Source organism: Tenacibaculum jejuense, from assembly GCF_900198195.1.
Lineage (GTDB): Bacteria > Bacteroidota > Bacteroidia > Flavobacteriales > Flavobacteriaceae > Polaribacter > Polaribacter jejuensis.
This window is the reverse complement of the sequence record NZ_LT899436.1, coordinates 2,815,549-2,831,194: the sequence shown is the minus strand read 5'-3', so window position 1 is coordinate 2,831,194 and position 15,646 is coordinate 2,815,549. Positions and strand designations below refer to the sequence as shown.

General features: G+C 32.1%; 4 protein-coding genes. 3 read left to right on the top strand and 1 reads right to left on the bottom strand.

Annotated features, from left to right (window positions below):
- Positions 1 to 158 precede the first annotated feature (158 nt).
- Both AQ1685_RS12540 and AQ1685_RS12535 read left to right on the top strand, forming a co-directional pair.
- Positions 159 to 8,903, top strand: a complete 8,745-nt coding sequence (locus tag AQ1685_RS12540) for a BspA family leucine-rich repeat surface protein (RefSeq protein ID WP_095072648.1) — start codon at positions 159 to 161, stop codon at positions 8,901 to 8,903.
- A 20-nt stretch (positions 8,904 to 8,923) separates the two neighbouring features.
- Complete coding sequence (locus AQ1685_RS12535; RefSeq protein WP_095072646.1) at positions 8,924 to 9,880, top strand: PorP/SprF family type IX secretion system membrane protein; 957 nt, start codon at positions 8,924 to 8,926, stop codon at positions 9,878 to 9,880.
- Positions 9,881 to 9,916: 36 nt separating this feature from the next.
- On the opposite strand, the gene AQ1685_RS12530 is transcribed toward AQ1685_RS12535, so the two are convergent.
- Entirely contained in the window at positions 9,917 to 11,758 is a 1,842-nt protein-coding gene (locus AQ1685_RS12530) for a PLP-dependent aminotransferase family protein (RefSeq protein ID WP_095072644.1), read from the bottom strand.
- A 342-nt stretch (positions 11,759 to 12,100) separates the two neighbouring features.
- Between AQ1685_RS12530 and AQ1685_RS12525 the strand changes: the two genes are divergently transcribed.
- Positions 12,101 to 15,643, top strand: coding sequence for an RHS repeat domain-containing protein (locus AQ1685_RS12525; RefSeq protein WP_157730212.1), 3,543 nt, complete (start codon positions 12,101 to 12,103; stop codon positions 15,641 to 15,643).
- Positions 15,644 to 15,646: the final 3 nt, after the last annotated feature.

Genomic DNA, 15,646 nt, shown 5'->3' with positions numbered 1-15,646 from the left:
CATTAAGATGCTTAAACTAATATTCGTTTGTAAATAATAAATTTTTGCAGTGAAATAAAGAAAGAGAATTATTCAAGCTAATAACAAATTACCCTGAAAACAGGGGGGTAATATATTATTACTGAAACTACTTTTGCGCTCTTAAATTGAGTTCAAAGATGAATAAAAAAATAAGTGTATTAATATTGTTGTTATTTCAATGTATTGTATATGCACAATCTCCTTTTATTACTACTTGGGAAACCACCACAGCAAATGAATCGATAACTATACCGACTAATGCTTTTGAAAGGTATAATTATACCGTTGATTGGGGAGATGGTACTGTTACTACAAATGAAACAGGTAATGCAACTCATAATTATGTAATACCAGGAATTCATACCATAAAAATTTCAGGAACCTTTCCTCAAATTATTTTTAGTAATATAGGAGATAAAGATAAAATTTTAACCATAGAGCAGTGGGGCGATAATCCGTGGATTTCTTTTCAAGGAGCTTTTTGGGGATGTACAAAACTTAATATTACAAATCCAGCTGCAGGAAATCCTAATTTAACAAATGTAACAAGTATGTCCTCTGCTTTTAGAGGAGCAACCCTTTTTAATGGAGATGTTAGTGGTTGGGATGTAAGTAACATTACTAACATGAATAGTATGTTTTCATCAACTAGAGTATTTAATCAAGATATTGGAGATTGGGATACCAGCAAGGTTGAAAATATGAACTTGATGTTTTTCAGAGCAGAAGCTTTTAATCAGGATATAGGACGTTGGGATGTGAGTAAGGTAACTTCAATGTGGTCTATGTTTGGGAATGCAATAACATTTAACCAAGATATTGGTGGGTGGGACGTAAGTAGTGTTGAAAGTATGAATGCGATGTTTTCCAATGCACAAGTTTTTAACCAAGATATAAGTAGATGGAATACAGGTGCTGTAACAAATATGGGAGAGATGTTTATCCAGGCTAGAGCTTTTAATCAAGACATTGGAAATTGGGATGTTAGTGAGGTTATTCATATGTTTCGTATGTTTCAAAGTGCTACTAGTTTCGATCAAGATATTAGTAATTGGAATATTAGTAAAGTTACTTCATTAAATGGAATGTTTTTTAGGGCAAAATTATCTATTACTAATTACGATGCTTTGTTAAAAGGATGGAGTACACAAACAGTAAAACCAAACCTAAGTTTTGATGGAGGATATAGTACCTATTGTACAGCAGCTACAGAAAGATCAAATTTAGAAACTGCTAATGCCTGGGATATTTCTGATAAGGGTATTGATTGTAGTACATTATATTTTATTACTACTTGGGAAACCACTACAGCAAATGAATCCATAACAATACCTAGTAATCTTTTTGAAACGTATAATTATTCAGTTGATTGGGGAGATGGTACTGTTACTACAAATGAAACAGGTAATGCAACTCATAATTATGTAATACCAGGAATACATACCATAAAAATTTCAGGAACCTTTCCTCAAATTTATTTTAATAATGCTGGAGATAAAGATAAAATTCTAACCATAGAGCAGTGGGGAGATCAAGTTTGGAGTTCCATGGAAAATGCTTTTCACGGATGTTCTAATTTAAATATAACCAATACAAGTATTGATGTTCCAGATTTAACAAATGTAACAAGTACAAGATTTATGTTTAGGTTTGCTACTTCGTTTAATGCAGATATAGGTAATTGGAATGTGAGTAACGTAACTAATATGTCAGGTATGTTTATAGCAGCTTCAAAATTTAATCAGGATATAGGAAGCTGGGATGTTAGTAATGTAACTGACATGAGTAGTATGTTTTCTAATGCTTTAGCTTTTAATCAAGATATTAGTAAATGGAACGTAAGTAACGTTACAAATATGAGTTCGATGTTTGGAGCTGCTTTAGTATTTAATCAAGATATAAGTACTTGGAAAGTAGGAAAAGTTACTGCGATGCGGGCTATGTTTTCTTCAGCAAGAGCATTCAATCAAGATATAGAAAGTTGGGATGTTAGTAATGTAACTGACATGAGTAGTATGTTTTCAGATGCTAGAGTTTTTAATCAAGATATAGGAAGTTGGGATGTTAGTAATGTAACTGACATGAATAGGATGTTTTTAGGTGCACAAGTTTTTAATCAAGATATAAGTAGATGGAAAACAGGTGCTGTTACAAATATGGCAGAGATGTTTTCTAGTGCTAGAGCCTTTAATCAAGACATTGGAAGTTGGAATACAGGTGAAGTTACTAAAATGAATGATATGTTTTACTTTGCTAGAGCTTTTAACCAAGATATCGGAAGCTGGAATACAAGTAAAGTTACTAGAATGCATGGAATGTTTCAAAGTGCAGACGTTTTCGATCAAGATATTAGCAATTGGGATATTGGTCAGGTTACTACATTAGACAGAATGTTTAATAATGCAAAATTATCTACTGCTAATTACGATGCATTATTAAAAGGATGGAATGCACAAACAGTACAACCAAACCTTAATTTTGATGGAGGAAACAGTACTTATTGCACGGCAGCTACAGAAAGAGCAAATTTAGAAACTGCCAATACATGGAATATTAAAGATGGAGGATTAAGTTGTCCGCCGTTAACTTGTTCTGCTCAACCAGATGTAAACAATATAAAGTTAAGACCTAATATTACTTGGAATCCTATAACAGGTGCTAATAGTTATAGAATTACTATTGGAACTACTCCAAAAGGAGATGATTTTGATAATATTACTTTAGGAAATGTTACCGCTTATCAACTTACAAATGAACTTGCAGTAAATACTAAATACTATGTTACTATTTATGGGGTAAATGCAGCGAATATTGATATAGCTTGTATAAGTATTGAAATTACTACTAGACCAGAGTTGACGTGTACTACTCAAGTGGTTTCAGGAAGAATATTAGTAAGACCTGCTATAAATTGGGTTTTTACTCCTGGAGTTGTAAGTTATGATTTAACCATAGGAACTACACCAAAAGGTACAGATTTTCTTGATGTTTCTTTGGGAAATGTGAATACGTATACACCAACTAATGATCTACTAAACGATACTAAATATTATGTGACTATTTACGGATTAAGTGCTGTTGGAGAACGTATAGGTTGTCATTCTATTGAATTTACAACAGTTCCATTGCCACCAGCTTGTCCAACTATTACGGCTCCTCTAGCAGATGCTACTTCTGTAGCATTACAGCCAAGTATTGAATGGAATAAAGTAGTTGGCGCTACAAACTATCGTGTAACTGTAGGAACTACATTGGGTGGAAATGATATCGTGAATTCGAATGTAGGAGATGTAGATAATTTTACTTTTACTAGTAATTTATTGAATAACACGCAATACTACGTAACTATTTATGCAAGTAATGCAGGAGGAGAGTCTGTAGGTTGTACAAGCATTTCATTTACAACAATACCCGTTTCAAAACCTTTTATCACAACTTGGCAAACAACAGCAGCAAATGAATCTATAACTATACCTACCAATTCTTTAGAAACGTATAACTATTCTGTTGATTGGGGAGATGGAACTATTACTACAAACGAAACAGGTAATGCAACTCACAATTATGTAGTGCCAGGAATTCATACTATAACAATTTCAGGAACCTTTCCTCAGATCTATTTTTTTAATGCTGGAGATAAAGATAAAATTCTAACCATAGAGCAGTGGGGAGATAATCCTTGGGTCTCATTTTTAGGAGCTTTTTGGGGATGTACAAAACTTAATATTACAAATCCTGCTGCTGGAAATCCTAATTTAACAAATGTAACAAGTATGTCTTCTGCTTTTAGAGGAGCAACTCTTTTTAATGGAGATGTTAGTGGTTGGAATGTAAGCAATATTACTAACATGAATAGTATGTTTTCTACTAATGATGTTTTTAATCAAGATTTGAGCAGTTGGGATGTTAGTAAAGTTACTCAAATGGGATTTATGTTTTCAAATACGAAAGCTTTTAATGGAAATATTAGCTCTTGGAATGTAGAGAACGTGTTATCATTTGAATCCATGTTTAATGGAGCTGAAGTTTTCAATCAAGATTTAGAAAACTGGAATCCAAAGTCAGCAACAAATATGGCTAGAATGTTTAGAGAAGCAGAGGTTTTCAACGGAAAAGTTACCAATTGGGATGTTGGTAATATTACTACTATGGAAGAAATGTTTCAGAGAGCAGTAGTATTTAATCAAGACATTAGTAAATGGAATGTTAGTAACGTTACAAATATGCGTTCGATGTTTGGAGCTGCTTTAGAATTTAATCAAGATATAAGTGCTTGGAAAGTAGGAAAAGTTACTACGATGCGAACTATGTTTTCTTCAGCAAGAGCATTCAATCAAGATATTGGAAGTTGGAATGTTAGTGAGGTTACTGATATGTATGGTATGTTCTCAGACGCTAGAGTTTTTAATCAAGATATAGGGAGTTGGAATACAGGTAAAGTAGAGAAAATGGAAACTATGTTTGCCAGAGCCTTTGCTTTTAATGGAGATATAGGAAGTTGGGATGTGAGTAAAGTAACTTCAATGTGGGCAATGTTTTCAAACGCTACCGCTTTTAATCAAGATATAGGAGGTTGGAATACAAGTGAAGTTACTAAAATGAATGAAATGTTTTCCAATGCTGAAGCTTTTAACCAAGACATCGGTAATTGGGATACAAGTAAGGTTACAAGAATGCATCGTATGTTTCAAAGGGCTACTAGTTTCGATCAAGATATTAGTAATTGGGATATTGGTCAGGTTACTACATTAAATGGAATGTTTAATAGTGCAAAATTATCTACTGCTAATTACGATGCTTTGTTAAAAGGATGGAATGCACAAACAGTACAACCAAATCTTAATTTTGATGGAGGAAACAGTACTTATTGCATGGCAGTTACAGAAAGAGCAAATATGATTGCCAGTGATATGTGGGTTATTACTGATGGAGGTAAAGTCGCAAGCCCGAATTTAGATCCAATTACGAATGTAAATCAAGCAGATACTTATACGTTACCAACTATAGTAGGAACAAATTTATCAGGTTCAGAAAAATATTACACACAATCTGGAGGTATGGGAACTTCTTATGTAGCAGGAAGTGTAATTAATTTTGCTGATTTCCCATCATATCCTATTACTCTTTACGCTTATGACACTGGAAGTTGTGGAGATTCAGAACAAAGTTTTGAGCTAACATTAACCAAAACAATTTTATCAACACCAATTACTGTTACAGCAGATGCAAAAACAAAAGTTTATGGCGATGCCGATCCAATATTAACATATCAAATCACTTCAGGAAGTTTAAATCCTGGTGATGTTTTAACAGGAAGTCTAACTAGAGTTGCAGGAGAAAATGTTGGAGATTATGTAATAAATTCTACATTATCACATCCAAATTATACGATCACTTATGTTTCTGATGATTTAACAATTACACCAAAATCGATCACAATTACTGCGGATGCAAAGTCAAAAGTTTATGGCGATACTGATCCAAGTTTGACTTATCAAATTACTTCAGGAAGTTTAAATCCAGGAGATGTTTTAACTGGAAGTTTAACCAGAGTTGCAGGCGAAAATGTTGGCGATTATGTAATAAATTCTACATTATCTCATCCAAATTATACGATTACTTATATTTCTGATAATTTAACAATCACGCCAAAATCAATCACAATTACAGCAGATGCAAAGTCAAAAGTCTATGGCGATGCTGATCCAAGTTTTACGTATCAAATTACTTCAGGAAGTTTAGAAACAGGTGATGTTTTAACAGGAAGTTTAACCAGAATTGCAGGAGAAGATGTTGGCGATTATGCGATCAATTCAAGTTTATCAAATTCTAATTATACGATCACTTATGTTTCTGATGATTTAACCATCACACCAAAATCAATTACAGTTACAGCGGATGCAAAGTCAAAAGTTTATGGCGATGCTGATCCAAGTTTGACGTATCAAATTACTTCAGGGAGTTTAAACCCTGGAGATGTTTTAACAGGAAGTTTAACCAGAGTTGCAGGAGAAGATGTTGGCGATTATGCGATTAGTTCAAGTTTGTCAAATTCTAATTATACGATCACTTATGTTTCTGATGATTTAACAATCACGCCAAAATCGATCACAGTTACAGCAGATGCAAAGTCAAAAGTTTATGGCGATGCTGATCCAAGTTTAACGTATCAAATTACTTCAGGAAGTTTAGAAACAGGTGATGTTTTAACAGGAAGTTTAACTAGAATTGCAGGCGAAAATATTGGCGATTATACAATCAATTCAAGTTTATCAAATTCTAATTACAATATTACTTATGTTTCTGATGATTTAACAATTACGCCAAAATCAATTACAGTTACAGCGGATTCAAAAACAAAAAATTATGGCGATGTTGATCCAAGTTTGACGTATCAAATTACTTCGGGAAGTTTAAATCCAGGTGATGTTTTAATAGGGAATTTAACTAGAGTTGCAGGAGAAAATGTTGGCGATTATGCGATTAATTCAAGTTTATCAAATTCTAATTACACAATTATTTATGTTTCTGATGATTTAACAATCACGCCAAAATCGATTACAATTACAGCAGATGCAAAGTCAAAAGTCTATGGCGATGCTGATCCAAGTTTGACGTACCAAATTACCTCAGGAAGTTTAATTTCAGGAGATGTTTTAACAGGAAGTTTAACCAGAGTTACAGGTGAAGATGTTGGTGATTATACGATTAATTCTACATTATCGCATCCAAATTATACAATCACTTATGTTACTGATGATTTAAAAATCACGCCAAAGTCGATCACAATTACTGCAGATTCAAAAACAAAAGCTTATGGCGATGCCGATCCAAGTTTGACGTATCAAATCACTTCAGGAAGTTTAAATTCTGGTGATGTTTTAACAGGAAGTTTAATCAGAGTTGTAGGGGAAAATGTTGGAGATTATGTAATCAATTCAAGTTTGTCAAATTCTAATTATACGATTGCTTATATTTCTGATGATTTAACAATTACGCCAAAATCGATCACAGTTACAGCGGATGCAAAGTCAAAAGTTTATGGCAATGTTGATCCAAGTTTGACGTATCAAATTACTTCAGGAAGTTTAAATCCAGGTGATGTTTTAACAGGAAGTTTAACTAGAGTTGTAGGGGAAAATGTTGGAGATTATGTAATCAATTCAAGTTTGTCAAATTCTAATTATACGATTGCTTATATTTCTGATGATTTAACAATTACGCCAAAATCGATCACAGTTACAGCGGATTCAAAAACAAAAGTTTATGGCAATGTTGATCCAAGTTTGACGTATCAAATTACTTCAGGAAGTTTAAATCCAGGTGATGTTTTAACAGGAAGTTTAACTAGAGTTGTAGGTGAAGATATTGGAGATTACAGGATTAATTCTACATTATCTCATCCAAATTATGCTATTACTTATGTTTCTGATGATTTAACAATCACACCAAAATCAATTACAGTTACTGCGGATTCAAAATCAAAAGTTTATGGAGATGCCGATCCAAGTTTGACGTATCAAATTACTGCAGGGAGTTTAAATCCAGGAGATATTTTAGCAGGTAGTTTAACCAGAGCGGTTGGTGAAAATGTTGGCGATTATGCAATCAATTCAAGTTTATCAAATTCTAATTATACAATCACTTATGTTTCTGATGATTTAACAATCACACCAAAATCAATTACAATAACAGCCGATTCAAAAACAAAAGTTTATGGGGATGCTGATCCAAGTTTGACGTATCAAATCACTTCAGGAAGTTTAATTTCAGGAGATGTTTTAACAGGAAGTTTAACCAGAGTTACAGGTGAAGATGTTGGTGATTATACGATTAATTCTACATTATCGCATCCAAATTATACAATCACCTATGTTTCTGATGATTTAAGAATCACACCAAAATTGATTACAGTTACTGCAGAATCAAAAACAAAAGTTTATGGCGATGTCGATCCAAGTTTGACGTATCAAATTACCTCAGGAAGTTTAATTTCAGGAGATATTTTAACAGGAAGTTTAACTAGAATTGCAGGTGAAGATGTTGGCGATTATGCGATCAATTCAAGTTTGTCAAATTCTAATTATACGATCACTTATGTTTCTGATGATTTAACAATCACACCAAAATCAATTACAATTACAGCGGATGCAAAGTCAAAAGTTTATGGTGATGTCGATCCAAGTTTTACGTATCAAATCACTTCAGGAAGTTTAGTAACAGGTGATGTTTTAACTGGAGGTTTAACCAGAATTGCAGGCGAAAATGTTGGAGATTATGCAATCAATTCAAGTTTATCAAATTCTAATTATACGATCACTTATGTTTCTGATGATTTAACAATCACACCAAAATCAATTACAATTACAGCGGATTCAAAAACAAAAGTTTATGGCGATGCTGATCCAAGTTTGACGTATCAAATTACTTCAGGAAGTTTAGAAATAGGAGATGTTTTAAACGGTGATTTAGAAAGAGAATTAGGTGAAAATGTTGGGATTTATGAAATCACACAAGGAGATTTAGATAATACGAATTATGATATCACATTCTTACCGAGTTCATTTGAAATTACAGCTGCAATTCCAGAAAACATAGAGTTTCCAAATGTATTTACTCCAAATGGAGACGGAGTTAATGATGTATTTGAAATCAAAGATTTAGAAAAGAAATATCCAAATTTTGAAATTCAATTTTTTGACAGAAACGGCTCAAATCTTTATAAGTACAAACATAACGGAGATACTAGATCAACACCAATTTGGTGGGATGGAACATATAAAGGAGAGAAACTTCCTACAGGAATCTATTATTTCTCTTTAAACTACAATAACGGAGACAAAGAACCGAAAGCAACATGGGTCTTTTTAAACCGTGAATAAATAGCTAAAAAAAAAAGACGATGAAGAATTTAAAAAGAGAAAATAACTTGATTAAACTTTATACAAGTTGTGTATTATTATTTAGCTTGCTTTTAGTGTCAAAACTAAGTGCACAACAATATCCTCAGTTTACTCAGTATACGTACAATATGAATATTATAAATCCTGCTTATGCAGGAATTAAAAATTCTTTAAGTATAAATATAATGGGAAGAACACAATGGGTTGGAGTAGAAGGAGCACCAAGAACAGGAACTTTAGGTATTCACACACCTTTGGGAGTAAAAAGAGCGTTCGGATTAGGTTTTTCTGCAATTTATACAGAATTAGGACCTTTAAAAGAAACTCATCTTTACGGAGATTTAGCCTACAAGTTGGAAGTTTCTAATGATGGTTTTTTGTCTTTTGGTTTGAAATTTGGAACATCAATCCAAAGTTTAAATCAATCGTTATTACGATTCAATTCTAATGAAAGTTTAAACACAGTTTTTAATAATAGAACAGAATTTAATTTAGGTTTTGGTTTGTTTTTTTCTCAAGAGAAATTCTTTATAAGTGCTTCTATTCCTAATATATTAAATACAAACTTTTTTGAAGTTGATTCTTCATTAGATAACCCAAACCGAGTTTCAAGGAATAGTACTGTATTTTTAGGTTCAGGTTATGTTTTTGAAATTAGCAATTCATTAAAAATGAAGCCAGCTATGATGTTACGATATTCTTCAACAGTACCAGTTGCATTAGATGTTTCAAATACCGCTTTTATTGATGAAATTTTTGAACTTGGAATATCATATCGAATTAAAGAGTCTGTCGCTTTAATAGCAGCTTTAAATTTGAATAAAAATTTGAGAATAGGATATTCATACGACTTTTCCACAGGAAATTCATTTAATAGTAATGGATCTCATGAAATGATGTTTTTATATGATATCGATTTAAGAGATAGGATTAGAAGAACTCCTAAATATTTTTAAAAAAAGAGGTATTCATTTTTGAATACCTCTTTGCTTTTAAATTTCTTTTATAAAATCTGAGAAAACTTTTTTATGTAATTCTAAATTAAGATTTGGAGAAACTGCAACACGAGCAATATAATCCTTGTCACCTTCTTTAGTCGTTCCTTGAGTAGAAGTTGCAGGAATAGTCCAATAACAACCTTTTAATTGTCCATAACTTACACAATATTTACTTTCCTCAGGGATTTCGGTAATCATCAAGTTAATTAGCTTTAAGTTCAAAGCTCTTTTATAAGCTTCTCTTTCTTCATCAGTATTTCCTTTAGTAGGTAAATCTAGAGAGAAAACAGATGGAGTAAAACCTTGAGAAGCTAATTCTTCTGAAACAAAATTAATTTTTGCATCAGGTAAGTTTTCCTCAATAAAAGTTACAAACTCACGAGTATTTACATAAGCATCTTTAATTCTCTGATTCATCGAAGGCATTTGTTCAGCTAAAATTTCTAATTGAAGAGCTGTAGCTTCGTTATTACAAAGTTGAATATGCGCTTCTATTTTGTCCATTAAAAAAGCTGCTTTTGTATTTGCTGTACAATAACCTGCAGTACATTTTCCACCACTAGGAAATTTAGATCCACTAACATATGCTATCGTTTTTACATCAGCTAACATTTCATTATCTCCTAAAAAGTGTACATTCGGACAAAAAGTTTGGTCTAAAATAAAAACAGGTTCAACAGCTGGCATTCCATTAGCGTTGAAACGTTTTTTACTTAATACCGATTTTAATTCTTCTAAATTTGGAACTTCTACTCTTGGATTAGTCGGAATTTCAGCAATAATGTAAGGTACTGCATCAAGCTCTGTAACTTTAGTTAGTACAATATCAATACTTTTTACCATATCGTTATCACCATCTACAGGTAAATCCATAATTTCAACATTATCTAAGCAAGCAGCAACTCTTCTAGCTTGGTCATTTGTACCACCATAACAATTCGGTGGAACTATAATTTTAATGTCTTTACCTTTATGATTTTCAATAGCATGATGAATTAATCCCATCATTATCGCATATTGAATTGAAAGTCCGCTAGATCCTGTAATAGCTTTTGTTTTTACACCAGTTACATTAGCAATTGTATTTAATACTTTTGCCTTGTTAGCTTTAGTGTTATAAGAAACTAGTTCAGGTGAAACTCCAACAATATTTTGTAACACAATTAAAGTGTTTGATGGAGTCATGGCAATAGTTTCTCTCCTTCTTACATGTTGAATCTCTGAAACATAATCTTCATTTGATGCGTCTTTAATAACTAAAATACTCCCGAGTTCTGATGTAGAATTTATAAAGAAATCAACGTTTACATTGAAATCAAATTCGTGAATGTTTTCCTGTTCAGAAAAAAGAACGATACTTCCGTCGAATTCAGGGATATGATTTAGATCGGCTATTTTTTGAACTTCAAAATTATAACCATAAACTTCTTTTATGATGCTTTCATTAAATACATCAGGTAACTGATCTTTATAAACAAGTAACGTTTTTTTCTGATCAAATAAATTTTTCCTTAAGATAGCTAAGAAAGGAATTGTTACCGAAGAAAAAGAGATCACTCTTTCAGATGCAATGTTATTTAACTGAGCGATTGTCCATTCTAAGACAGAAGATAAAGGATGTCCTAACCTGATATAATCATAAGCAGTAGGTAATTCACTCAAAGCTATTTTATCTGCGTTATCATTTTTAAATAAATTCTCAAATTGCTCTAAAAATTCAGTTTTAGCTTGAGATTCATTATAGATATCTAATCTATGAGTAGTTAAGTTTAACCAGTCTGTTGGAAGGTTATTTACTACTTTTTTTATATAGTCAAAAAGATTGTTGTTGTGCATAATATTTTCCTAAAAAAAACGACTGCAAGATACGTTAATTAGCTGGGGCTTTACAATTAAATTCAATCGAGTTTTTCGTGTTAAGAATCAATTTTTTTGATAGCTGAAATAGTAAAGCACTCACATATTCATAAGAATATCAATATCTTTTTTATGTTAAAAATACAAGGGTTAACCATGTGTTTACATTAAAATTTTACAGATTTTATCATTTTTTCTAGAAAGTTGGGTAACATATTGAATTCTCTGTAACAATCTGAAAATGTTAATAGAATAATGTAAATTTGCAAAAAGTTAATATTCGAAAATTGTTATTAATTAATTGCTAAAAATCATTTATTTATGAGAAATAATTTGTTCAGCATTGCTATGCTGTTATTGTCTATTGTAGGGAGTGGACAACAATCTTTAGATGGCTCTAACAATTCGGTTACAGATCTTCCGAATGTAGTACCACCATCGCCAACTGTGGCTAACCTAATGAAATTTGAAGAAGTACCTGTTGAAATGTATACAGGTCAACCTAGTATTTCAATTCCATTGTTTTCAAAAGGTTTAGATGGAGGTTTAGGTTTTTCTGCATCATTAAGTTACAATACTTCGGGAGTCCGTATTGATGAACGTTCAGGGTGGACTGGCACAGGTTGGTCTTTATTTGCGGGAGGTGTAATTTCTAGAACCGTTATGGGAATTCACGATGAAGCAAGAGAGGTAAATGTAGTTGGAGATGGAGCACCTGGTGACGTAGGATCTTTTCATAGTGGATATTATGATCAGGTGAAGTTCTTATATGATTTTCAATCTGGTGTAAACGATTCTAGAAATGTATTAGGGCCTGGTCTCTTGGAATATCAAGAGTTCTTGTGGAATACAACATACGGGATTCAAAATTTTGATTATCAATCTGATTTATTTCAGTTCAATTTTATGGGATATTCAGGAAGATTTATTATTGTAAATGATAATAACACTTTGGTACCAAAATTATTATCGTCGTCGCAAAGAGTAAAGATTGAATTGGATTATGATAGATCGTCTTATGAGATTAATAGTTTTACTGTTAAAACACCAAATGGATATCAATTTGTGTTTGGAAATGAAGCAATAGAAACAACGATTACTCATGGCAGAAAAGCTGGTCAAAGTCAATCTGGATCTTTTATTAGTGATGATGTTAGCTCTTTTAAAGAGAGTAGATATACATCTTCATGGCATTTAACAGCCATTAAATCTCCGAATAATTTTACTGTTTGTAACTTCAATTATCAAGATATAGTAGTTAATTTTAGTAGTCCTAAAAGTGTTCAAAGAGCCAAAGCTCAGGTAGATCAAGTAACATTTTCTAGTAATTTCGGATCTTCTAATGCAAATGCTGATTACAATGCTTCTTTAGTACCACCAGCAATTATTTCTACATGGAATATTTTACAAGTAAATACAAAGAAGTTAAAAGATGTAGTTTTTAGAGATGGAAGTAAAGTAGCTTTTAAAATAAAGGGAGGTCATCCTGAACAAGACAACTCAACAGGTTGTATATTAGAAAAGATAGAAGTTTTCGAAGCGACGTCAACTATTCCAAATAAAGAGTTTATTTTCAATTATAAAACTTCAACAAAAAACAGATTATTTTTAACTGGAGTTACAGAAAAAGCAGGAACAGAAAGACAAAATTATAATCTGTCTTATCATTCTGAAGATATATTACCTGGTTATGGTAGTCCAGAAAAAGATGCTTGGGGATATTACAAAGCACCTAAACTTACTAGCAACACAGATCTTACATTAATTGGTGACGTTTTAGTAAATGGAAATATTAATGCAGGTTTACTAAAAGAAATTACATACCCAACAGGTGGAACAAAGGAATTTACATTCGAACCACATGAGTTTTCATTTTTAGGAGATGTTTTAATTGATCCTAAAGATATTGATGAAAATTACGAAAGTATAACAGCTATTAATAACATTACATTAAGAGGAAACCCTTTAAATTCAGGTTCAAACAATAGCCTTTTTTTACAGATTCCAAATGATGCAGATGTTTCAATTATTCTAGGAAACACATCAGGAAGTAGTGAAGGAATAAACAACCATTACATCGAAATAATTCCTGCTAATACTTCAGATATTACCAATTTGGTAAGTTTAGATGAAACGACAGAAAAAATATTTTTAAAAAAAGGAAGTTATCAGGTTCGTTTAAACTCTAGTAGTTATTTCCCAAATCCTAATCTAGGTCCAGCAGAAGTATCAACACGTATCACTTTACGTTACAGTAGATATAAGGGACCAAATGTAAAACATAAAACAGGAGGAGGTTTTAGAATTAAAGAGATACGTTTTATGGAAGGAAATGAACAGCAAACAAAAGTAAGTTACAATTACCCTTTGTTTGATAACACTACTATGAGCCGTTATGGAATCTCAGGAACTAGCTACAGTTCTGGATCGTTTGATGGAGCTTTAGGAACAAGGAGGAAATCTGTAAAACGTTTAAAGGTAAATTTAAGAAATAAATTTGCTTTAGGGCAATTAGGAGCTCCACCATGCAGTGGTAATGCTAAAGATTTATCTTTTTTAATTGAACGTTTTGGTAGAAGTGTAGAAGCAAATATGAGTAAAGGGAATTACGTTGGATATAAAAATGTAGAAACCTATCAAGACAATAATGGAAAAAGTACTATGTTGTATACAAATGCCATAGACTTTCCTGCATATGATGCAGATTTTTATGAAGATATTTCACCTATTTATAATAATACTCCAGATAAGGATTTAGATTTTAAAAGAGGAAATTTATTAGAAAATATAGCTTATGATAGTACTGGTAGAAAAGTAAGTAAAACCACAAATCAATATGATTATGAGATTATTTCTAGTGAACGTTATTTTTTCAAATACAGTGAAAATGAATCATGCTCATCTGCAATATCTTTAAAAGGAAGAACATTTAGTAGTTTTAAAACGTATTTTGCATTCACATCTTGTGAAGGCTGTACCAATCCAGCAAATTTTATTGATGTTCGTCCTGCGTATTACGAGTATGGTTTACCATTTATGAAGGAAAGTATTTCAAAGCAATATTTTTACGATGCATTAGGAAATGAGACATCAACAACAAGTAATACTACATACGATTATAGCTTAAATAATTATCAACCTTTAGTTACTAAAACCACCAATAGTAAAGGAGAAGAGATTATTACTAAAACTAAATATGCGCATGAGGTAAATGATAACAACTTAAAATATTTACACCGTATATCAGAACCAGTGGAAGTTGAGGTAATAAGAAAAAAAGGGACAACAGTAACTAAATTAAGTCATCAAAAGACCAAGTATAAGTTTTTTGGACCAGATTTATATCTACCAGAAATGATTCAAACAAGTAAAGGAACTCAAGCTTTAGAGGACCGAGTTGTATATCATAGTTATGACACGAAAGGAAATCCGACAGAAGTTAGTAAAGCAGACGGAACATCAGTCGTTTATATTTGGGGATATAATGAAACCAAACCGATTGCTAAGATCGAAGGAGCTACTAAAACAGAAGTAACTTCAGCAATTAATGGTTTACCGAGTACTTATTATAATTCCTTATTAAAAATCCAGAACTTATCTAATGTAGATAATGATCGTACACAAGGTACATTAGGAAAAGAAGGTGCTTTAAGAAATGCGTTACAAAAATTAAGAGAATCATCAATATTGGCTACGGCTCAAGTAACAACATTCACTTACGACCCTTTAATAGGTGTAACTAGTATTACTGATCCAAGAGGAGAAACGGTGTATTACGAATATGATGTGTTCAACCGTTTAAAAGTGATTAAAAATTCAGACGGTCATATTGTCACAGAACATCAGTACAACTACAAAAACTAAAAA

What these genes read in the sequence shown, in the direction of transcription:
- AQ1685_RS12540 (WP_095072648.1), top strand. Translation starts at nt 159, where the DNA reads ATGAATAAAAAAATAAGTGTATTAATATTGTTGTTATTTCAATGTATT.
- AQ1685_RS12535 (WP_095072646.1), top strand. Translation starts at nt 8,924, where the DNA reads ATGAAGAATTTAAAAAGAGAAAATAACTTGATTAAACTTTATACAAGT.
- AQ1685_RS12530 (WP_095072644.1), bottom strand. Translation starts at nt 11,758, where the DNA reads ATGCACAACAACAATCTTTTTGACTATATAAAAAAAGTAGTAAATAAC.
- AQ1685_RS12525 (WP_157730212.1), top strand. Translation starts at nt 12,101, where the DNA reads ATGAGAAATAATTTGTTCAGCATTGCTATGCTGTTATTGTCTATTGTA.